This is a genomic window from Rathayibacter sp. AY1F3 (assembly GCF_002931975.1).
Taxonomy (GTDB): Bacteria; Actinomycetota; Actinomycetes; order Actinomycetales; family Microbacteriaceae; genus Rathayibacter.
Genome location: NZ_PSVF01000002.1, coordinates 43,332 through 63,172, shown reverse-complemented (window position 1 = coordinate 63,172; position 19,841 = coordinate 43,332). Strand labels below are relative to the sequence as shown.

Here is a 19,841-nt window from a genome sequence, read left to right as displayed (position 1 = left end):
GCCGCCGCGGGGACGGGGCTCGGCGTGGACCGGCCGCGGGACCTGATCCCGGCGTTACCGTCGCAGCCCCTGCACGTACCCGAGCACGTCCCGGCCGAGCGCCGAGGCGTGCGGCCAGGTGTCCGAGATCTGCCGGGCGAGCGGCGCGAGTGCCGCGGCCCGCTCCTCGGGATCGTGCGTGTCACGAGCGCGGGCCAGTGCGAGCCGGGCCGCCTCCACGGCGCCCGGCGGCAGTCCGTCGCGGGCTCCCTCCTCGTCGAGGCGCGCGAGGAACCGGTCGAGGATCGTCATGCCCGCCATCGTCGCAGACACGGTGCGGCCGACCCCTCGACGCCTTCGGGTGGCAGTGAGGAGTCGGCCGATGCGCCCGCCCGGGCACCTCTCCAGTGTTCGGACGTGACCACGGCGGGGACAAGAGCCTGTAGCGGACACGTCCGGAAGAGGACACCGCACCCGGGAGCGGATCGCCGGCGCTCCCGCTCCGGGGCGGGCGCGTGCCAGGCTTGCCGCATGGATCTCGAGGTGCGGCCGGGGCTCGTCGTCCCCGCATCGGAGCTGCAGTGGCGGTTCTCGCGCTCCTCCGGGCCCGGCGGGCAGCACGTGAACACCTCCGACAGCCGCGTGCAGCTCACCTGGAGCGTCGAGGAGTCGGCGGCTCTCTCGGACGAGCAGCGCTCGCGCCTGCTCGAGCGCCTCGGGCGGCGGCTCGTCTCCGGAGCGGTCACCGTCACGGTGGCGCAGGAGCGCTCGCAGCTGCGCAACCGCGAGACGGCCCTCGAGATGCTCCGCGGGATCATCACCGCGGCCCTCGCGCCTCCCTCCGCCCCGCGGCGCCCGACCCGGCCCACGCGCGGCTCCACCCGCCGGCGGCTCGCCGCGAAGCAGCAGCGCTCCGAGACGAAGCAGCAGCGCCGGCGGCCGCCCGGCGACTGAGCGGAGCCGCGGGGGCCCGTCCGGCGGGTGCTCCAGGCCGCGGTGCCCCGGTCGCGCCCGACCCGGCTCAGGGAGTGAAGAACGCCTCGATCGCCGCGGTCAGACCGACCAGGTCGTCCACGTGGGCGAGCTCGCGCGCCGAGTGCATCGAGAGCAGCGGCACTCCCACGTCGACCGTGGAGATGCCGAGCCGGGTCGCGGTCAGCGGGCCGATCGTGGATCCGCACGGCACCGAGTTGTTCGAGACGAACTCCTGGTACCCGACCCCGGCGCGCTCGCAGACGCCCGCCCACAGCGCCGCGCCGCGCGCATCCGTCGCGTAGCGCTGCGTCGCGTTGATCTTGAGCAGCGGCCCCTTCCCGGCGACCGGCTGGTTCGCCGGGTCGTGCTTCTCGGAGTAGTTGGGGTGCACCGAGTGGCCCGCGTCGGCCGAGAGGCACCAGGAGGCCGCGATCGCCCGGGCGCGCTCGTCGACGCCGGCGCCGAGGGCCGTGCCGATGCGCGAGAGGACGTCCTCGAGGAACGGCCCGCTCGCTCCGGACCGGCTCGCCGAGCCGAGCTCCTCGTGGTCGAAGGCGGCGAGCACGCTGATGTGCGCGGGCGGCGCCGCGGGATCGGCGCTCGCCGCGAGGAGCGCGACGAGGCCGGCGTGCACGGAGCTGAGATCGTCCATCCGCCCGGCGGCGAGGAACATCTCGTCGAGGCCGAAGCGGCGCGGCGCCTGCGTGTCGGCGGTGAGCAGGTCGCAGCCGGCGATGTCGGAGGCGTCGTCGAGCCCGGCGTGCGCGGCGAGCAGCTGGAGCAGGTCGACCTCGGAGGCGTCGCCGACGCCGAACACGGGGACGGTGTGCTTCTGGCGGTCGAGAGTGAGGCCCTCGTTCGCCGTGCGGTCGAGGTGGATCGCGAGCTGCGGGATGCGCAGCAGCGGGCCGGTCCGGAGCAGGCGCGTCGAGCCGTCGCGGGTGACCACGCGCCCGGCCAGCTCGAGCTCGCGGTCGAGCCAGGAGTTGAGCAGCGGGCCGCCGTAGATCTCGACGCCGGCCTGCAGCCAGCCCTTCGAGCCGATCGTCGGCCGGGGCTTGAGCATGAAGCCGGGGGAGTCGGTGTGGGCGCCCAGGATGCGGAAGGGCGTGGTTGCTCCGGAGCCCTCGGGCAGGTGCCAGGCGATGATCGCGCCGTCGCGGACGACGTAGTACCGGCCGGGCTCCGCGGGCCACGCCTGCGTCTCGTCCAGCCCCGTGAATCCGGCTCCCTCGAGGCGCCGTGCCGCCTCGGCGGCCGCGTGGTACGAGGAGGGGGAGGCGGTCAGGAACTCGGCGAAGTCGGCGATGTGGTCGTCACGCGTGGTCATCCCTCCAGTGAAGCACGCGGCGCGGCCGGGACGGAGAGGGTGCCGGGGAGCCCCTGCGGCGGCCGTCACGGCCGGGCAGGGGCGCCCCCGGGCGGAGGGTCAGCGCCGTGTCAGGTCGACGTCGGCCTCGGCGGCGATCGCCTTGATCAGCGCCGAGGCGTTCTCCCCGCCGAAGCCGGCGGCCATCGCCTCGTCGATGTAGTGGCGGGCCGTCGCGACGCCGGGGACGGGCGCGCCGACGCTGTCCGCGTAGGCCTGGATCAGCCCCGCGTCCTTCTGCATCAGCGCGAGGGCGAAGGACGGCGAGTAGTCGCCGGCGAGGACCGAGGGACCGACGCCGTCGAAGATCGGCGACTTGAAGTCGGTGACGGCGAGCACCTCCAGCACCTTGTGCAGGTCGAGCCCGCCCTTCTCGGCGAGGGTGAGCGCCTGGCCGAGCGCCAGCAGCTGCGACGCGACGATCAGGTTGCCGACCAGCTTCATCCGAGCACCGGAGCCGCCGGGGCCGATGTGGTGGACGGTCTCGCTGATCGCCTCGAGCACGGGCCGCGCCTCGGCGAAGACCTCGGCGTCACCTCCCACGACGACCCAGAGCCCGCCCGCCGCGGCCTCGCCCTTCGAGCCGAACACCGGGGCGTCCAGGAAGCGGACGCCGCGGGCGTCGAACGCCGCGCGCTCCTCGTCGCTGGCCTCGGGGCTGATCGTGGACAGGTCGACGACGATCGTCGACGGATCGACGAGGCCGGCGAGCCCGCCCTCGGCGAGCACGACCTCGCGCACGGCCGTGTCGTCGGCGAAGCAGGAGAGGACGAAGTCCGCGCCCTTCGCCGCGTCGGCGACGGACCCGGCCGTCGCCGCTCCCGCGACCTCCGGGACCGCGCTGCGGTTCCAGACGGTGACGTCGTGCCCCGCCTTCACGAGGTTGTCCGCCATCCCGCGTCCCATGGTCCCCAGTCCGAGGAATCCGATTCTCGCCATCTCAGTGCACCTTCATCTCTGTGTCGGAGGTCGTCTCCGCGGGGAGCTCCGCCCCCTGGTCGGAAGTGGCGGCCTTCCAGGACTGGAGGAACCGCAGGTAGGCGGTGGCTCCGGGGTCCTGCAGGCCGATGCTGCGGTCCTGCAGCCACGACGCACGGCCGCGGCGGGACTGCAGCTCCTTCGAGCTGATCACGCCCTGCTCGGCGGCCGCGATCGCCGCGTCGAGGGCGGCGGGGCCGGGCTCCGACGTGCGCAGCGCCTCCGCCGCGGGGAACATCGCGTCGAGGATCGTCTTGTCACCCACCTGCGACTTGCCCCGCTGGCTGATCGACTCGGCGGCCGCGAGCGCGAAGGCGCTGACGTCGTCGGAGCCGATGGCGGCGGCATCGCCCCAGACCCGGGAGCCGGCGAGCAGCGCACCCGCGACGAGTGCGGCCATCGTCGACGGGTTCGCGTTGGCGAAGGCCTTGGCGCAGGCGAGCACGACCTCGGTCGGCGTCGCCGTGTCCGGGAGCAGCGCGAGCGCCTCGCGGGCGGCCTTGGCGCCGAGCGACACCGTGATGCCCAGGTCGCCGTCGCCGAGCGCCTGGTCCAGGTCGCCGAGCTCGTCGGCGTGCTCGGGGAAGACGACCAGGCACTTCGCGATCGCGGAGCTGAGTTCGGTTCCGTTCATCGTGATCAGACCTCTCGGAAGAAGGGGGACTGGGCGGGGGCGTTCAGCAGCTCGAGACGCGCGTCGTCGAGGGCGAGGAGCGAGATCGACGCTCCGGCCATCTCGAGGCTGGTCGCATACTCGCCGATGTAGTTCTTCGCGACGGTGACGCCGCGCTCGGCGAGGAGCCCGTGGACCCGCCGGTAGAGCAGGTACAGCTCCTCGAGGGGAGTGGCGCCCATGCCGTTGACGAGCACGGCCACGCGGTCGCCCTCGCCGATGCCGAGATCGGCGACGAGCCGCTCCGTGAGGTGCTCGGCGATGCTGTCCGCCGACTCGAGTGCGCCGCGGTGGATGCCGGGCTCGCCGTGGATCCCGATCCCGATCTCCATCTCGTCCTCGGCCAGCTCGAAGCTCGGCTTGGCCGTCATCGGGAGGATCGTCGGGGAGAGGCCCACTCCCATGGTCGCCGTGTGCTCGATGACGTCCTCGGCGACGGCCGCGACCTCGTCGAGCGAGTCCCCGCGCTCGGCGGCGGCGCCGGCCGCCTTGAACGCGAAGAAGATCCCGGCGACTCCGCGGCGGTCCGCGGCCCGCTCCTTCGGCTGGCTGGCGACGTCGTCGCGTCCGAGGGCGGTCAGCGTGCGGATCCCCTCGAGCTCGGCCATGTCGACCGAGAGGTCGAAGTTGAAGACGTCGCCGCCGTAGTTGCCGTACAGGTAGAGGACGCCGGCGCCGCCGTCGACGGCCTTGGTCGCCTCCAGGATCTGCGCGGACGACGGCGAGGAGAACACGTTGCCGATGGCGACCGCGTCGCACAGCCCCGTGCCGACGTAGCCCTTGAACAGCGGCAGGTGGCCGGAGCCGCCGCCCGTGACGATCCCGACCTTCCCTGCGACGGGGGCGTCGGCGCGGGCGAGGATCCGCAGGTCGTTGCCCGGCGTCTTCACCAGGGTCGGGTGGGCGAGCAGGATGCCCTCGACGAACTCGTCGACGAAGTCCTTCGGCTCGTTGATGATCTTCTTCACTGGTGCTCCGTTCTGGTGGACGCGTCCACGGTGGGCCGCGCGGGCGCGGGAGGGGTCGGGGCCGTCGCCCGCTGCCGGCGCGGCCGGTTCGCGGTGACGGAGTCGAGGACCATGACGGCGATGAGGAGGACGCCCTGGGCGATGGCGTACTCGTAGGAGGTCAGCCGCAGAGCGGTGAATCCGCTCGAGACGACCTGGAGGGTGAGCGTGGCGAGCACGACTCCGGCGACCGAGGCGAAGCCGCCCGACGGGTTCGTCCCTCCCAGCACCGCGATGACGATGACGAGCAGCACGTACGAGGAGCCGTAATCGGCGGACGCGGTGGGGTTGCGGGCGAGGAACAGCACCCCGGCGCCGCCGGCGAGCAGCCCGCCGATCATGTAGCTGCGCGAGAGGACGCTGACGCTGCGGATGCCCGAGAAGCGCGCGGCCTCGGGGTTCGCTCCCTCCAGCTGCACCTTGCGGCCGAGGGAGGTCGTGTTGATCAGCAGGGCGACCGCGACGGCCACCACGAGCAGCACGAGGAACAGCACCGGGACGGGCCCGACGGCCATCATGCCGAAGGTCGTCAGGGCCGACGGTGCTCCGTAGAGCGTGGTCCCGCCGGTCCACACCACCGCGATGCCGTTGAGGATCTGCATGGTGCCGAGGGTCGCCAGGATCGGGGTGATCCCGACGACGCTCACGAGGAATCCGTTGAGGGCGCCGCAGAGGACTCCGACGACCAGGCCCGCGAGGACGATCGGCACGGTCATCGCCTCCGCGGCGGCGGGGTCGGCGGCGGCGACCTGGGAGTAGATCGTCGCCATCGTCACCGCCGACAGGTTGGCGATCGCCACGAGGGAGAGGTCGATGCCGCCCGTGAGCATGGCGAGCATCATCGCGATGGCGATCACGCCGATCTCGGGAGCCGCGACGCCGATGTTCTGCAGGTTGAGCGGGCTGAGGAACACGCGGGGATTGGCGATCGCGAAGATCGCGACCGCGACGACGAGCGCGATGAGCATCCGGCCCGTCCCGCGGTTGCCCGCGGCGCGTCCGACGACACCGCGGGTGAACGCGTCGAGGCGGTCGTTCATGCGCCGAGCCGGGTGCTCGGAGGTGGTCCGGGATCCGTCGGTCATGATGCGACCCTCGCGCTCTCTCGTTCGTGGCTCACGTCGTCGTCGACGGGCCGGACCCGCTTCGCCTTGCGGCGCGCGGCGATCGCCTGCACGCCGACTCCGACGATCAGCAGGACTCCGACCGCGGCGCGCAGCCAGGCGCTGGGGACGCCGGCGAGCAGCAGGCTGTTGTTGATCACCTGGATCAGGACGACGCCCAGCACCGTGCCGAGCACCGACCCGCGGCCGCCGAAGATCGACGCGCCGCCGAGGACGACCGCGGCGATGATGTCGAGCTCGTCGCCCACCAGGTCCTGCGGGTTCGCGCTGCGGCCGAGGACCATGTGCGCGATCCCGGCCAGGGCGGCGAGGACGCCGACGAGGACGTAGACCGAGAGCTGGGTCCTGACCACGCGGAAGCCCGCCCGGCGGGCGGCCTCGATGTCGCCGCCGATCGCGTAGAGCGAGCGTCCGAACATCGTGCGCGTCAGCATCAGCCAGACCACGACCGCGAGCACGACGGCGAGCAGCGTCATCAGGTGGAGGGCCGCGCGGCCGCCCGAGGTCGCCACGTCGACGACGTTGACCGAGGAGAGCGCCGCGAGCGACGGGGGCAGCTGCGCGTAGTACTGGGCGCCGACGAAGGTGTACATCACACCGACGAACACGCCCTGCGTGCCGAGCGTGACGATCAGTGTGGGAAGCCGGAACCTCGCGATCACGAAGCCGTTGACCAGGCCGAGCACCGCCCCGATCACCACGGCCATCGCGATGATCGCGAGCGCGGGGAGGTCCTGCCCGGTGGCGAGGGTGACGCTGACCGCCGTGTAGGCCGAGAAGATCGCGACGGCCGCGAACGAGACGTCGATGCCTCCGGAGACGATGACGATCAGGACCGCGAGCGCGAAGATCAGCGGCACGGTGGCGCTGCGGAGGATCGACAGACCCGTCGTCGCGCTGAAGAAGACCGGGTTCACGGCCGTCATGACGATCACGAGGGCGACCAGGACCAGGGCGAGGACGCCCTCGTTGTTCGCGCCTCGGAGGGATCGGAGCGTGGACACGTCAGACCGCCATTCTGTTCTGGAGGTTCTCGGCGGTGATCTCGTCGCCGCGGAGCTCGTGGGCGATGCGGCCGCGGGCGACCACCAGCACGCGGTGGCAGCAGGCGACCAGCTCGGGGGCGTCGTCCGAGATCACGACGACGGCCATCCCGCGGGCGGCCTCGCGCCGCAGCAGCTCGAGGATCTGCGACTTCGAGCCGACGTCGACTCCGACCGTGGGGCCGTTGAGGATCAGCACCTTCGGGTCGGTCGCCAGCCACTTCGCGATCACCACGCGCTGCGCGTTTCCTCCCGAGAGGGAGCGGACGGGCGCCTGGGGGTTCGGGGCCTTGATGGACAGCTCGGCGAAGAGCCGGTCGATGGTCGCGCGGATCCGCCGCTTGTCGAGCGAGCGCCACGGCGTGCGGTGCGCGTCGAGGGAGCCCGCGATGATGTTGTCCGCGATCGGCTTCTCCAGGAAGAGGCCCTGCGAGAGGCGGTCCTCCGGCACGTAGCCGATGCCGGCGCGGACGGCGTCGCGGATGCTGCGCACCGCGGTGGGCGCTCCGTCCACGGCGATGATCCCGGAGGCGGCGGGCTGGGAGCCGAAGACGGCCTCCGCGATCTCGGTGCGGCCCGAGCCCAGGAGCCCGGTGATGCCGAGGATCTCGCCCGGGCGCACCGAGAACGAGACGTCGTGGAAGGCGCCGGGGCGGGAGAGGCCGACGACCTCGAGCATCGGGGGCGCCGACTCGTCGAGCGTGCTCACGATCCGCGACTCGTCGAGCTCGCGGCCGGTCATGTGCTCGGCGATGGAGCGGCGGTCGAAGTCGGCGACGGGGCCGCTGGTGACCACGCGGCCGGAGCGCATGATCGTCACCCGCTGCGAGATCTCGAGGACCTCCTCGAGCTTGTGCGAGACGAACGCGAGCGCGACGCCGCGGCTGCGCAGCCGTTCCACGATCGTGAACAGCCGCGCCACCTCGGTGTGCGTCAGCGCGGTGGTGGGCTCGTCCATGATGATGACGCGCGCGTCGTTGACGAGGGCGCGGCAGATCGCGGTGAGCTGCTTGTCGGCGACGGAGAGGTCGGCGACGTCGGCGTCGAGGTCCAGGTCGAGCTGCAGCTCGTCGACGATGGCCTTCGCCCGGGGGCGCGCGGTGCCGGCGCGGTAGAGGCGGTGCTTCGCCGCGACGGCCGAGGTCAGCACGATGTTCTCGGCGACCGTGAGGTTGGGGAAGAGCGAGAAGTCCTGGTAGATGACCTGGATCCCGCTCGTGATCGCGGAGGTGGTGTCCATCCGGGAGCGGGTGTCCCCGTCGATGGAGATCTCGCCCGCGTCGGGGCGCTCGGCCCCGGAGATGATCTTGATCAGGGTGGACTTGCCGCAGCCGTTCTCGCCGGCGAGGCAGTGCACCTCGCCGGGGATCAGGTCGAGCGAGACGCCGTCGAGGGCGGTGACGCCGCCGAATCGCTTGGTGATGCCGCGGGCGCTGAGGATCGGGGCGGTGGTGCCGGGGGGAGCGTCGGTCATCGTCGACCTTCCTGAGGGTGCTCCGGGGCGCGCGGGCGGCGCGCCCCGGAGCGGGGGTGGAGGGGGATCAGAAGTCGTACTGCGCGGCGGTCTCCGCGTCGGCCGCGACGGACGCGTTCCCGACGAAGACGTTGTCGAACCCGTCGAGCTTCTTGAGCGAGTCGTAGCCCTCCACGCCGAGGTCGGTTCCCTCGGTGATCTCGCCGCCGTCGGCGAGGATCTTCGCGATCGACAGCTGGGCCTCACCGGCGAGGGCCGGGTCCCAGAAGAAGATCTTGTCGATGGAGCCGTCGGCCAGGTACTGGTTGGCCACCGACGGGATCGAGGTGCCCATCACGCACACCTGGTCCTGGAGGCCCGCCTCCTGCACCGCGCGCGCGATGCCGGGGACGTCGTTGCCGGCGGAGCCCTGGAAGCCCGCGATGTCGGGGTACTTCGCGAGGATCTCCTTCGCGCGCTCGTACGCCGTCTCCTGGTTGTCGGTGCTCTCGATGGGGGTCTCGACGCGGGTCATGCCGGGGGAGTCGGCCTGCTGCGTCTCGTACGCCGCCTCGACCCACTCCATGTGCGTCTTCGCGGTCAGGCCGCCGACGAACTGGACGTACTTCCCCTCGCCGCCCATGCACTCCGAGAGGTTGTCCATGATCTCGGAGCCGTAGGACGCGTTGTCGAAGGCCTCGATGTCGACGTCGACGTTCTCGATGCCGGACGCCTCGTGCGAGACGACGATGATGCCCTGCTGGCGGGCCTGGGCGAGCACGTTGCTGAGCGACTCGGGCGAGTTCGGGACGACCGTGATGGCCGTCGGGCGCTGCGCGATCAGGTCCTGCACGATCGCGGTCTGCTTCTCGGGGCTGACGTCGTCGGCGCCCTCCTGGCGGGCGTCGATCCCGGTCTCGTCGGCGAAGTCCTGCACGCCGACGGCCATGCGCTGGAACCACGGGATGGTCTGCGCCTTGACGACGGTCACCATGACCATCTCGCCGGGGGCGGCCGAGCCTCCGCTGCCGGCGGCGGTGTCGGAGCCGGCGCCGACGGTCGTGCATCCGGTGAGGAGGATTGCGGCGCCCGCTGCGAGCGTCATGCCTCGGAAAAGTCGAGAGCGGTCCATTCGTTGACTCCTTCGTGAACGAGAGGATGGCGGCCGTTCGGCCCTCATCCGGTGCGGTGTTCTGACGCTGCTGTGTCGGAATCCGTCGCAGGAGCCCGACGCTAATCGCTGATCGAGCACGCCGTCAAGCGATAACGCGCAGATGGCTGCACTCTTTCGCGCATGACACGTGGGAAGCGCGCGAATCGCGCATCCCGGGCGCCGCGGGTGCGTTCGACCGCGCAGATCAGCCGCGTACCCGCCGGTCGGGACGCGCAGCCGCCCGCGCATGCGCGCAATCTGCGCGTTTCCGCGCGCCGTCTGCGCCTCCTCCCCGCTCCGCCCCGTAGCCTCGACGGAGGCGAGACCAGGATCGAGGTGTGGGATGTCCCGTCAAGCAGAGATCGTCGACGTCCTCCAGGACGGCGGCTTCCAGTCGGTGCGAGACCTCGCGGAGCGGTTCGACGTCACTCCGTCGACCATCCGGCGCGACCTCGAGCGGCTCGAGGCGATGGACCTGGTCAAGCGCACGCACGGAGGCGCGATCCCGGTGAAGCAGTCCGAGACTCCGCACCACTTCAAGGAGGAGCTGCACCGCAGCGAGAAGGCGGCGATCGGGCGGGCGATGGCCGAGCGCGTCCTCGAGGGGCAGACGATCCTCCTCGACGGGGGCACCACGACGCTCGAGGTCGCGCGGCACCTCGAGAACCAGCGCCTCACCGTCGTGACCGGCGACCTCCGGGTCGCCCTCGCCGTCGCCCGCAAGCAGACGATCCACCTCGTCTTCATCGGGGGCGAGCTCCTGCCGAACGCCTTCTCGATGTGGGGGCCGACCTCGGTGCAGCAGCTCTCGAACCTGCGGGTGGACGTCGCGATCTTCGGCGCCGACACCGTGGGCGACGACGGCATCTACAGCACCACCAGCTACGAGCTCGAGCTCAAGCGCCTGATGATGGCGTCCGCGCGCGAGGCGTTCTTCGTCGCCGACAGCTCGAAGTTCGGGCGGGAGGCGCTGTTCAAGGTCTTCGGCACGGAGGACTTCACCGCGGGGATCACCGACAGCCTGCTCGACCCGCTGCGGGCGTCGCACTTCCCGGTGCCGCTCATCCAGGCGTCGATCCTCCCGCCCGACGGCAGGCGCGCCTAGCCGCGAAGCCCGCGCCTCTGCGGGGCGGAGGCGCAGTCGTCCCCGCGGCGGGACGGCGCTCGTCACTCCTGTGGTGGAAGCGCGGCCGTCACTCCTGCGCGGCCGCCGCGAGGGCGCGGTCGAGCCAGTCCGCGAGCAGCAGGCGCTCCGCGGGCGTGAGACCGGCGAGCTCCGGTGCGAGGGCCCGGACGCCGACGAGGGCGGTGAGCCGCCCGCTGTCGCCGGGGGAGGGCGGGTCGGCGAGGATCCCCGCGAGCACGCTGTCGAGCGCGGCGTCGGCGAGACCGGGGTCGCGGTCGGCGGCGGGGGTGGAGAGCAGGGTGGTGACCACGCCGGTGCCCGCCGCCTGGATGAGGCCGACGGCGCGCTCCTCCGGCACGCGGAGGCGGCCCTCGGCGGCCACTCGCTGCACGCGCGCGGCGAGGACCCGCCGCCCGGAGAGGGCGGCCGGCGATCCGGAGGCGCGGCCCGGATCGCCGAGGAGGCGGAAGAGCGCGGGGTTGGCGAGGCCGAACTCCACCTGCGCGGCCCAGCCCGCGCGCAGGTCCTCGACCGGGTCGACGCCGCCGGCGACGGCCGCTTCGACCGTCCGCGCTTTGGAGTCGACCCAGGTGGCCAGTACGTGCTCCGCGACCGCCTCGAGCAGGCCGTCCTTGTCGCCGAAGAGGCGGTAGATCGCCGGGGCCTGCAGCCCGGCCGCCTGGGCGACCGCTCGCGTGGTGACGGCGGCGGGGCCCTCGTCGCGGAGGAGGCCGGCGGCCGCCTCGACGATGCGCAGGCGCGTGTCGGTCGGAGGAGTGGAGCTGGTCACGTATCGACGGTAGCGCACGGTTGCTATCAAGGGAATTCCGTGGTTATCTTCGTCGTGGTATCGCTGATACCCCTCATCGGAAGGCTCTCCCCATGATCATCGTGACCGGTGCCACCGGCGCTCTGAACGGCGCCACCGTCGACCACCTCCTCGACTCCGTCCCCGCCTCCGGGATCGCCGTCGTCGCCCGCGACGCCTCGAAGGCCGCCCGCTTCGCGGAGCGCGGAGTGGAGGTGCGCGTCGGCGACTACGCCGACCCCGCCTCCCTCCCGGCCGCCTTCGACGGAGCGGATCAGCTGCTCCTCGTCTCCTCGAGCGATCCGCGGGCCGACGCCGTCGCCCTGCACCGCACCGCCGTCGAGGCGGCCGTCGCGGCCGGAGTCGGACGGGTCCTCTACACGAGCCACCAGGGCGCCGCCGCCGACACCCCCTTCGGCCCGGGCCGGGACCACGCGGCGACCGAGCGCCTGCTCGCCGAGTCCGGACTCGCCTGGACGTCGCTCCGCAACGGCTTCTACGCGCACAGCCTGGGCCTCTTCCTCGGACCGTGGCGGGAGGCCGGAGTGATCGAGGTCCCCTCCGACGGCCGCGTCTCGTGGACGGCCCGCGAGGACGAGTCGGAGGCGGCCGCCCGGCTCCTCCTCTCGGGGAGCCCGCACGACGGGCCGGTCACGCTGACCGCGACGGAGGCTCCGACGTTCGAGGAGATCGCCGGGATCGCGGCCGAGGTCGGCGGGCGGCCCGTCGAGCTGCGCGTCCTCGGCGACGACGAGTGGGTCGCCGCGCGCGTCGCGGCGGGTCAGCCCGAGTTCCTCGTGCGCTTCACCCTCGGGATGCACCGGGCGGCCGAGCGCGGCTTCTTCGCGGGCACCGGCCCCGAGCTCGGGCGCCTCCTCGGACGCGAGCCGCGCAGCGTCCGCGACCTGCTCGAAGCCGGACCGGCAGCCGTCACCGGATGACGCCGGGCGGGCCGTCCCGGGTCCGCCCGCGCGCCGCGGCACCGCGCCGTCCGCCGAGGCGCCGCCGAGGGAGCGGTGCCTCGGTGTCAGGGCGGTGTCCCGACTCCCTCCGCACGACGACGGGAGCCCGCCGCACCGGTGAGGTGCGACGGGCTCCCGGGGAGTGCCGTGCGTCAGCCGCAGCTGCGCGCGCTGTACGGCGCGGTGGCCGTGGCCGTGACGGTCTTGCCGCCGACCGAGGCCGTGCCGGTGACCGTCGCCTCGCCCGCGGCGAGCTGCGTCGAGCGCACCGTGAACGCGGCGGAGCCGGAGGCGCCCGGCTTCACTCCGGCGATCGTCTTCACGCCCTCCGGGGTGCTGATCGAGACGTCCATCGGCACCGTGTCGCCGTTCCTGCCGACGACCGTCAGCACGACCTTGCCGGCGACGCAGCGCGACGTGGCGGTCGCGCTCACCTTCAGCGAGGACTGCACGGTGACCGTGACCTGCACCGGCATGCGCGACGCGTCCTGCGCGACGCCCGAGACCGTGAAGGTCCCGGCCGTGGCGTAGGCGGCGGGCGCGACGGCGTCCCAGGCCACGTCGACCGTGCTGGTGGTGCCGGCGGCGGTCGTGATCGTGGCGCGGGGCAGGACCGGCGCGGTGCCGACCGTGGTCGTCGCGGTCAGCGGAGCGACCGAGGCGACGGCCAGGCCGGGGGCGTAGCCCTCGAGCACCTTCTGGTACTCGGAGCGCGTCACCGGGATGACCGTGCCGTGGCGCGGCTTGCCGCCGTCGGCGTTCTGCGGCAGGCCCGTGCGGAGCTTCGCTCCGAGCGGCTGCCAGGAGTCGCCGTTCGCGAGGTCGTCGGTGCCGAACGGGATGTAGTGGTTCGGCCCGTCGTGGTAGTTCGGCTGGTCGATGAAGAGGAACCAGTCGAGGCCGTTCACGTCGCCCTCGTTGGCGGGGAAGACGTTGGGGCCCTCACCGCTGGTGAAGGTCTTCCCGGGCTCGCCGTTGGGCAGGCCCGAGGCCACCTTCTCCTTGACCAGCGACCACTCGTCCGCCGGTCCGCCGGTGCCGGGCAGCGAGCCCGAGACGGTGGCCAGCAGGTCGGTGCTCTTCTCCTCGCGGAGGGTCATCGACGCCTCGTCCTTGGTGAAGCGGTAGTAGGTGTCGCCGTCCTTGGCGACCGTCGAGTCGATGGTGCCCTTGCCGGCGCCGCGCTTGACGTCGATCCACGGCTTCGCCTCCGAGAAGGAGGTGAAGTCCTCGGTCGTCGCGTACATCATCTGGTTGTAGGTGACGGAGGTGCGGTCGGCCGTGTTCGTGGTCGGGTACATGTTCGAGGCCCAGAACACGACGTAGGTCTGGAGCTCGTCGTCCCAGTACGCCTCGGGGGCCCAGGTGTTGCCGGCGAAGTCGGTGGAGACCTTGACGTGGCGCTGGGCGGACCAGTTCACCAGATCGGTCGACTCCCAGACCTCGATGTACTTCGAGCCCGACTTCTGCGCGGTGTCGAAGCCGCCGGGGAGCCCGTCGATCTTCAGGTCGGTGGCGAGCATGAAGAACTTGTCGCCCTCGTGCGAGCGGATGATGAACGGGTCGCGCAGGCCCATCGTCCCCAGGTTCGAGGTGAAGACCGGCTTGCCGCCGTTCAGCGTGTTCCAGCTCAGTGCGTCGTTGCCCTTCGAGGCGGCGAGGCTGATGCGCTCGGCGCCGTCGCCCTCTCCGGTGAAGAACGCCCAGACGTACGCCTCGGTGTCGTCGGTGCCGGCGGGGAGCGGCTGCACCCGGAGGGTGAAGTCGCGGGTCCGGGTGGTGGATCCGCTGGTCGCGGTCGCGCGGACGACCACGTCGATCGAGGGGCTCCCGGTCGCGGGGCGGTCGACGTCGATGGTGCGGGTGCCGGCGGCGCTGCCGTCGCGGACGGTCGCTCCGCTCGGGCTGACGACGCTCCAGGCGATGCTCGAGCCGAGCGTGCCGGTGGTGGGCACCGAGACGTTCGTGCGGATGTCGCCGACGTTCGGGATCGCGATCGCGGCGAGGTCGCGCTGGACCTTCGTCGCGTCGTCCAGCTGCGCGGCGACGCGCACCGTGTAGTCGACCGAGCGGGTCTCAGTGCCGACCCTGTAGGTGGCGGTGAGGGTGGCGGTGGCGTCCGGCTGTCCCGCGGCGGGGCGCGTGACGGTCGCGGTGCCGCCGGTGATGGCCACGGCCGCGCTGTTGGACGTCCAGGTGATGCCGACGCCGCTGGCGGTGGTGGGCACCGTGAAGCCGGCGGTCGCCTCCGTGGGCACCGTGACCGACGCGACGGCGCGGTCGAGGGCCTGCGAGGAGTAGAGCGCCTGCACGGAGCTGCTGCTGAGGGCGCTGTCGTAGACGGCGAAGTCGTCCATCTCGCCGTTCCAGCCCGGGTCGTTGTAGGTCGAGCGCGCGATGTACGCGACGAGCGACGGGCCGAACGAGGAGACGTCGCGGGCGATCGTGCTCTGCGAGATCTGCGCGCCGTTGACGTACACGGTGAGCTTGCCGGTCGAGCCGTCGATGACGGTCGTGTAGAGCGAGAGGCCCGAGGGGGTGCGCGCGCCGACGGTCGGGGTGCCCGTCGCTCCGGCGCCGACCTCGGTGTTGTAGGGAGCGCCCGCGTTGACCGAGTTGGTGACGACCGACTTGGTGTAGCCGGAGAGGTTGCTCGGGTTGAGCAGCCAGTAGCCGGAGGAGAACGAGGCGCCGGAGGCGACGGGCGCTCCGACGAACGCGGCGGCGACGTTGCCGGTGCCGCCCTTGTGGGCGAGCCAGGTGGAGAAGGTCAGGTCCTTCTTGCCGACGAGGCCGGCGGTGGGGATCTCCAGGTAGGGGGCGGCCGCGGCGGATCCGCCGGGGAGGCTGATGAGCCCGTTGCGGAACTGGGCTCCGGAGCCGCGCAGCGTCGCGCTGTAGCCGTTGCCGCTGGTGTCGGCGACCGTGGTGCCGGTGGGGGCGGTATCGAACGTGTAGTGGAGTATCGGGGTCTCGGTGGCTCCGAAGGCGGAGCTGGGGACCGTGGCGCCGAGCAGCGCCGTGGCGGCGACGGTCGCGACCGCCAGAGCGGTCCTCACCGCCGATCGTGATCGTCTCATGCAGATAGGCCCTCGTGATCGGGTGCGGCGTCGAGGCACGATCCGCAGGGCCGCGGAGGTGTGCGTCTTCGCACGGAATGTGAACGTGAACATCCTAGATCGCGGTACCGGATCCTGACCAGACCCCGGGAGAGGTCTGCGGGCTCGTGCAGAACGCCCGCCGAAAGCGCCGTCCCTCGCCCGCCGACGCACAGGCCCTCCTCTCCGCCGACGTTCTGCAGGAGCCGGCCGGGTGGCACGATGTCCGCATGGCCTCCGACCGCCCCGTCCTGCTCGTCGTCGACGTCGCCGACGGCGGCCGCGAGGACCCCGAGTTCGAGATCGAGCTGCAGCTGCTGACCGCGAGCGTCGTCACGGCCGCCACCGCCGCGGGCTTCGTGGTCGACCGCGTCCCTGCCGAGCAGGCCGGCGCCGCCGAGCTCGAGCGCCGGCTCGCCACCGCCGACGCCGTCGTGGTCACCGGAGGGGAGGACGTCGACCCGTCCCTCTACGGCGGCCGACCCGACGACCCGCACCGAGGCCAGTCCTTCCCCTCGGCCGACCGCGCGCAGATCGCGCTCGTCCGCCGTGCCGTCGAGACGCGGACCCCGCTGGTCGGGATCTGCCGCGGGATGCAGCTGGTCAACGTCGCCCTCGGCGGCGACCTCGTGCAGCACCTGCCGGGCGCCGGTCACGTGGGCCGGTCGGTCCCCGGCGAGCACCTGTCCGGGATGGTCGACCACCGCGTGGCGCTCGAGCCGGGCAGCGCCCTCGCTCGCATCCTCGGCGCCGCCGAGCTCGACGTCCGCAGCTCCCACCACCAGGCCGTCGACCGTCCCGGCGAGGGCCTCGTCGTGGTCGGCCGCGCCGACGACGGCACCGTCGAGGCCCTCGAGCACGAGTCCGCGCCGCTCTGGTGCGTGCAGTGGCACCCGGAGGACGCGGGCTCGCGAGGCACCGTGCTCACGGACCTGCTCGAGGCGGCGCTCGCCGCGACCGCTACTTGATCGACCCGCGCATCACTCCGCTGACCACCCAGCGCTGCGCGAAGAGGTACACGATCAGCAGCGGCGCCATCGCCATCAGGTAGGACGCGAAGGCGACGGTGTAGTTCGTGTTGAACTGCCCCTGGAAGACGTACTCGGCCAGCGGCAGGGTGCGGGCGGACGGGTCCGAGAGCACCACGAGCGGCAGGATGAAGTCGTTCCACGCCCACACGCAGGTCAGGATCCCGACGGTCGCGTTCATCGGGCCGAGCAGCGGGAAGATCACCTGCCAGTAGGTCCGCCAGGTCGAGGCGCCGTCGGTGCGCGCCGCCTCCTCGAGCTCGATGGGGATCGAGCGGATGAAGGCGGTGTAGATGAACGTGTTGATCGAGAGCCCGAACACGGCGTAGAGCAGGATCAGCCCGGCCTGGTTGTCCAGGCCCAGCAGGGCCGTCTCCTTCACCACCGGCAGCATGATGATCGGGAACGGCACGAAGACCGCGGCGAGCAGGTAGAAGTAGACGCCCTTGAAGAACGGCCTGTGCATGTTCCGGGCGACCGCGTAGGCGACCATCGAGTTCGAGAACAGCGTCAGCACGACGGCTCCGACCGTGATCAGCGCGGTGTTCACGAAGGCCTGCGGGAAGCGGGTCGCCGTCCACGCCTCGGCGAAGTTGCCCCACGAGATCGAGGTCGGCAGCTCGAACCCGGTGCCGCCGAGCTGGTCGGGCGTCTTCAGCGCGGTCACGACGGCGAAGTAGAGCGGCAGGAGGATCGTCAGCGAGCAGACCGCGATGAGCGCGGTCGCCCACCAGTTGATCCGGTAGGTGTCGCGGGAGGGCCGGCGCCGCCCCTCGGGCTCGCCGAGGGCGATCGCGGTCGTGGGGGTGATGGTCGATGTCATCAGAACGACGCCTCTCTGCGGCTGAGGACTCGGAACTGGATCAGCGAGACCACGATGATGATGAGGAAGTAGAGGACGGCGTTGGCCGTCTGATAGGCGTACTCGCCGCCCTGGAAGCCGCCGCGGTAGATCAGCAGCGTGATCGACTCCGTCGCGGTGCCGGGGCCGCCGTTGGTGAGGGCGATGATGTGGTCGAACACCTGGAGGAAGTTCTTCATCGAGATGACCATGTTGATCGTGAAGAAGGAGGCGATCAGCGGGAACGTGATCGAGGTGAACTGCCGCCACCTCCCCGCTCCGTCGAGCGAGGTCGCCTCGTAGAGCTCGCCCGGGATGGTCTGGAGTCCGGCGAGGTAGATGATGATCGAGAAGGCCGAGGCCTGCCAGACCGCCAGCACCACGATCGCCACCCACGCCCAGTCGGCGTTCGCGAGGATGTTCTCGCCGATCACCGGGATCGCGCCGAGGATCTGCGGCAGCGAGTTCGCGAAGAGGTACTGGAATACGTAGCCGATGACCAGGGTCGAGAGCACGTAGGGGATGAAGTAGATCCCGCGGAACGCCGTCTGGAACTTGATCCGCGCGTTGAGGGCGACGGCGATGGCGAGCGAGATCACGTTCACCAGCACGGTCGCCACGATCGCGAAGCCGAAGGTGAACCCGTAGGCCTTCCAGACGCGGTCGTCCTGGAGGAGCGCGAGGTAGTTCGAGGCGCCGATCAGGTCCCAGGAGCCGTAGCCCGCGTAGTCCGTGAAGCTGAAGAAGATTCCGGTGAGGACCGGGACCGTGTGGAGCACGAAGAAGAGCAGGACGGCGGGGACCGTCATCCAGTAGAAGGTCTTCGAGGTGCGCCCGATGGTGCGCTTGCGGCGCGCGGGCGGCGGAGGAGTGGTCGCCACCGCCTGCGCGGCGGCCGTCGTGGTCGTGGTCATGGGGTCACTTCCTGGTCGTGCGTGCCGCGACTTTGCGCCACTCACTGTCGAGGGTCCGGAGCGCCGCGTCGGCGTCCCCGCTGGCGAGGAACGCCTGGAGCGTGGGGTTGAGCGGGATGCTCGCGGGGATCTGGTGGTCGACGAAGCCGATCAGCCGTCCCTGCTCGAAGTAGGGCTGCAGCTCGGCCAGCGTGGGGTCCGAGTTGGGTGCGGCGCCGACCAGCGGCGAGAAGGCGGCCTGGCTCGCGACGTACGGCTCGACGACTCCGGGGGTCAGCAGGAAGTCGACGAAGCGGCGGGCCGCGTCGAGGTTCGGAGTGCCGCGGCCGATGGCGACGGCCACGTCGACGCCCGAGGTGACCCGCGTGTCCGCCGGGTCGTCGAGCACCGGGTAGGGGAAGACGCCGAGGTCGATGTCCGGGTTGTTCGTGCGCACCGGGTTGATCGCCCAGATGCCCTGCGGGTACATGGCCGCCTCGCCCGCGGCGAAGGCCTGGTTGCCGTCGTCGTAGCCGCGGCCGAACGAGCCCTCCTGCGTGTACGAGAAGAGCTGCCCGAGCCGCTCCATCGTCGTCGCGTAGTCCTTCGAGAACGAGACGGGGGAGTCGGGGCCGAGCGCCGCTCCCTCCTCGCGCATCGCGTCGAAGAAGCCGTCCGGCTGCAGCTGCCCGCCGAGCGCGTTGAAGGCGGGGGCGCCGGTCCAGTTGTCGAGCAGGGCGCCGTAGAAGGGAGTGATCCCGGCGGCGGTGAGCGTCTCGCAGACGGCGATCAGCTCGTCCCAGGTGGTCGGCACCTCGATCCCGTTCTCGGCGAAGATCGTGCGGTTGTAGAGGATCCCGTCCGCGTTGTTCGCGAAGGCGAGCGCGTTCACCTCCTTCCCCTCGAAGCTGCCGAGGGCGGCGAGGATGTCGAGGGCCGCCGGGTTCACCCGCTCGACCAGCTCGTCGCCGGTGAAGTCGTGGAACACGCCGGCCTTCGCGAGGTCGGCGTAGTAGCCGCTGCCGTTCAGGGTCAGCACGTCCGGCACCTTGTCCTTCACGAGCAGGGTGCGGATGGCCGTGTCGGGGTCGGGCACGTTGTTGGCGATGACCCGGATGTCCGGGTTGGCCGCCTCGAACTCGCGGATGATCCGCGCGAAGTCCTCCACCGCCTCCGCCTTGAACTGGAAGAAGTCGAGCGTGGTCACTCCGTCGCCGGCGCCGGGGGAGGCGCAGGAGGCGAGGGCGGCGGCGGACGCCGCGGCGAGCGGCACCGAGAGGAACAGCCGCCGGGAGAACCCGGGGGGATGCGGATGAGCGGACATGCGGCGC

The 19,841-nt window shown here is 71.8% G+C and carries 18 protein-coding genes; 4 read left to right on the top strand and 14 right to left on the bottom strand.

Annotated features, from left to right (window positions below):
• Nucleotides 1–54: 54 nt before the first annotated feature.
• On the bottom strand, nt 55–291 hold the full coding sequence (locus C5C39_RS17165) for a hypothetical protein (protein ID WP_146083862.1): 237 nt from the start codon (nt 289–291) through the stop codon (nt 55–57).
• Between the two features lie 219 nt (nt 292–510).
• On the opposite strand from C5C39_RS17165, the gene arfB reads away from it, so the two are divergent.
• A complete protein-coding gene (arfB, locus tag C5C39_RS02010; protein WP_104352534.1) occupies nt 511–933 on the top strand; it encodes an alternative ribosome rescue aminoacyl-tRNA hydrolase ArfB in 423 nt (140 codons plus the stop codon).
• A 67-nt stretch (nt 934–1,000) separates the two neighbouring features.
• Here the strand turns inward: arfB and C5C39_RS02005 are convergent, their stop codons facing one another.
• The 8 genes from C5C39_RS02005 to C5C39_RS01970 all read right to left on the bottom strand — a co-directional run bounded on the left by C5C39_RS02005 (nt 1,001) and on the right by C5C39_RS01970 (nt 9,706).
• Complete coding sequence (locus tag C5C39_RS02005; protein ID WP_104352533.1) at nt 1,001–2,284, bottom strand: M18 family aminopeptidase; 1,284 nt, start codon at nt 2,282–2,284, stop codon at nt 1,001–1,003.
• A gap of 99 nt (nt 2,285–2,383) precedes the next feature.
• Complete coding sequence (locus C5C39_RS02000; protein ID WP_104352532.1) at nt 2,384–3,262, bottom strand: NAD(P)-dependent oxidoreductase; 879 nt, start codon at nt 3,260–3,262, stop codon at nt 2,384–2,386.
• A 1-nt stretch (nt 3,263) separates the two neighbouring features.
• Nucleotides 3,264–3,935 (bottom strand): DAK2 domain-containing protein, encoded by a 672-nt coding sequence (locus tag C5C39_RS01995; RefSeq protein ID WP_104352531.1) that lies wholly within the window; start codon nt 3,933–3,935, stop codon nt 3,264–3,266.
• 5 nt (nt 3,936–3,940) lie between these two features.
• Nucleotides 3,941–4,942: a dihydroxyacetone kinase subunit DhaK gene (locus C5C39_RS01990; protein ID WP_104352530.1), complete on the bottom strand. Its 1,002-nt coding sequence runs from the start codon at nt 4,940–4,942 to the stop codon at nt 3,941–3,943.
• Complete coding sequence (locus C5C39_RS01985) at nt 4,939–6,066, bottom strand: ABC transporter permease (RefSeq protein WP_244229523.1); 1,128 nt, start codon at nt 6,064–6,066, stop codon at nt 4,939–4,941. Before C5C39_RS01985 ends, C5C39_RS01990 begins: the two co-directional genes overlap by 4 nt.
• Entirely contained in the window at nt 6,063–7,109 is a 1,047-nt protein-coding gene (locus C5C39_RS01980) for an ABC transporter permease (protein ID WP_244229522.1), read from the bottom strand. The genes C5C39_RS01985 and C5C39_RS01980 overlap by 4 nt, the downstream gene beginning before the upstream one ends.
• Before the next feature lies 1 nt (nt 7,110).
• Nucleotides 7,111–8,622, bottom strand: coding sequence for a sugar ABC transporter ATP-binding protein (locus tag C5C39_RS01975; protein WP_104328618.1), 1,512 nt, complete (start codon nt 8,620–8,622; stop codon nt 7,111–7,113).
• Nucleotides 8,623–8,689: 67 nt separating this feature from the next.
• A complete protein-coding gene (locus C5C39_RS01970; protein WP_258060406.1) occupies nt 8,690–9,706 on the bottom strand; it encodes an autoinducer 2 ABC transporter substrate-binding protein in 1,017 nt (338 codons plus the stop codon).
• Between the two features lie 391 nt (nt 9,707–10,097).
• Between C5C39_RS01970 and C5C39_RS01965 the strand changes: the two genes are divergently transcribed.
• A complete protein-coding gene (locus C5C39_RS01965; RefSeq protein ID WP_104352529.1) occupies nt 10,098–10,859 on the top strand; it encodes a DeoR/GlpR family DNA-binding transcription regulator in 762 nt (253 codons plus the stop codon).
• Nucleotides 10,860–10,947: 88 nt separating this feature from the next.
• On the opposite strand, the gene C5C39_RS01960 is transcribed toward C5C39_RS01965, so the two are convergent.
• Nucleotides 10,948–11,670, bottom strand: a complete 723-nt coding sequence (locus tag C5C39_RS01960) for a TetR/AcrR family transcriptional regulator (RefSeq protein WP_219813306.1) — start codon at nt 11,668–11,670, stop codon at nt 10,948–10,950.
• Nucleotides 11,671–11,762: 92 nt separating this feature from the next.
• Here C5C39_RS01960 and C5C39_RS01955 point away from each other — a divergent pair, with 92 nt between their 5' ends.
• Complete coding sequence (locus C5C39_RS01955; RefSeq protein ID WP_104352527.1) at nt 11,763–12,629, top strand: NAD(P)H-binding protein; 867 nt, start codon at nt 11,763–11,765, stop codon at nt 12,627–12,629.
• A 173-nt stretch (nt 12,630–12,802) separates the two neighbouring features.
• On the opposite strand, the gene C5C39_RS01950 is transcribed toward C5C39_RS01955, so the two are convergent.
• On the bottom strand, nt 12,803–15,709 hold the full coding sequence (locus tag C5C39_RS01950) for an immunoglobulin-like domain-containing protein (protein ID WP_181136292.1): 2,907 nt from the start codon (nt 15,707–15,709) through the stop codon (nt 12,803–12,805).
• A gap of 269 nt (nt 15,710–15,978) precedes the next feature.
• On the opposite strand from C5C39_RS01950, the gene C5C39_RS01945 reads away from it, so the two are divergent.
• On the top strand, nt 15,979–16,716 hold the full coding sequence (locus C5C39_RS01945; RefSeq protein ID WP_104352525.1) for a gamma-glutamyl-gamma-aminobutyrate hydrolase family protein: 738 nt from the start codon (nt 15,979–15,981) through the stop codon (nt 16,714–16,716).
• Here C5C39_RS01945 and C5C39_RS01940 read toward each other — a convergent pair.
• Genes C5C39_RS01940 through C5C39_RS01930 form a run of 3 tightly spaced genes read right to left on the bottom strand, consistent with a single transcriptional unit; the run spans nt 16,709 to nt 19,834 of the window.
• A complete protein-coding gene (locus C5C39_RS01940) occupies nt 16,709–17,599 on the bottom strand; it encodes a carbohydrate ABC transporter permease (protein ID WP_347877594.1) in 891 nt (296 codons plus the stop codon). The two genes, C5C39_RS01945 and C5C39_RS01940, sit on opposite strands and share 8 nt — an antisense overlap.
• Nucleotides 17,599–18,531 carry a carbohydrate ABC transporter permease gene (locus C5C39_RS01935; protein WP_104352524.1) on the bottom strand — a complete coding sequence of 311 codons (933 nt, stop codon included), beginning with the start codon at nt 18,529–18,531 and terminating at the stop codon, nt 17,599–17,601. The genes C5C39_RS01940 and C5C39_RS01935 overlap by 1 nt, the downstream gene beginning before the upstream one ends.
• Nucleotides 18,532–18,535: 4 nt before the next feature.
• The gene (locus tag C5C39_RS01930; protein ID WP_104352523.1) at nt 18,536–19,834 is read right to left on the bottom strand and encodes an ABC transporter substrate-binding protein; all 1,299 of its coding nucleotides are present in this window, start codon (nt 19,832–19,834) and stop codon (nt 18,536–18,538) included.
• Nucleotides 19,835–19,841: the final 7 nt, after the last annotated feature.

Coding starts and splice junctions, on each gene's coding strand:
- C5C39_RS02005 (WP_104352533.1), bottom strand. CDS start 2,284: ATGACCACGCGTGACGACCACATCGCCGACTTCGCCGAGTTCCTGACC.
- arfB (WP_104352534.1), top strand. CDS start 511: ATGGATCTCGAGGTGCGGCCGGGGCTCGTCGTCCCCGCATCGGAGCTG.
- C5C39_RS01940 (WP_347877594.1), bottom strand. CDS start 17,599: ATGACATCGACCATCACCCCCACGACCGCGATCGCCCTCGGCGAGCCC.
- C5C39_RS01955 (WP_104352527.1), top strand. CDS start 11,763: ATGATCATCGTGACCGGTGCCACCGGCGCTCTGAACGGCGCCACCGTC.
- C5C39_RS01975 (WP_104328618.1), bottom strand. CDS start 8,622: ATGACCGACGCTCCCCCCGGCACCACCGCCCCGATCCTCAGCGCCCGC.
- C5C39_RS01985 (WP_244229523.1), bottom strand. CDS start 6,066: ATGACCGACGGATCCCGGACCACCTCCGAGCACCCGGCTCGGCGCATG.
- C5C39_RS01995 (WP_104352531.1), bottom strand. CDS start 3,935: ATGAACGGAACCGAACTCAGCTCCGCGATCGCGAAGTGCCTGGTCGTC.
- C5C39_RS01935 (WP_104352524.1), bottom strand. CDS start 18,531: ATGACCACGACCACGACGGCCGCCGCGCAGGCGGTGGCGACCACTCCT.
- C5C39_RS02000 (WP_104352532.1), bottom strand. CDS start 3,262: ATGGCGAGAATCGGATTCCTCGGACTGGGGACCATGGGACGCGGGATG.
- C5C39_RS17165 (WP_146083862.1), bottom strand. CDS start 291: ATGACGATCCTCGACCGGTTCCTCGCGCGCCTCGACGAGGAGGGAGCC.
- C5C39_RS01930 (WP_104352523.1), bottom strand. CDS start 19,834: ATGTCCGCTCATCCGCATCCCCCCGGGTTCTCCCGGCGGCTGTTCCTC.
- C5C39_RS01965 (WP_104352529.1), top strand. CDS start 10,098: ATGTCCCGTCAAGCAGAGATCGTCGACGTCCTCCAGGACGGCGGCTTC.
- C5C39_RS01970 (WP_258060406.1), bottom strand. CDS start 9,706: ATGACGCTCGCAGCGGGCGCCGCAATCCTCCTCACCGGATGCACGACC.
- C5C39_RS01945 (WP_104352525.1), top strand. CDS start 15,979: ATGGCCTCCGACCGCCCCGTCCTGCTCGTCGTCGACGTCGCCGACGGC.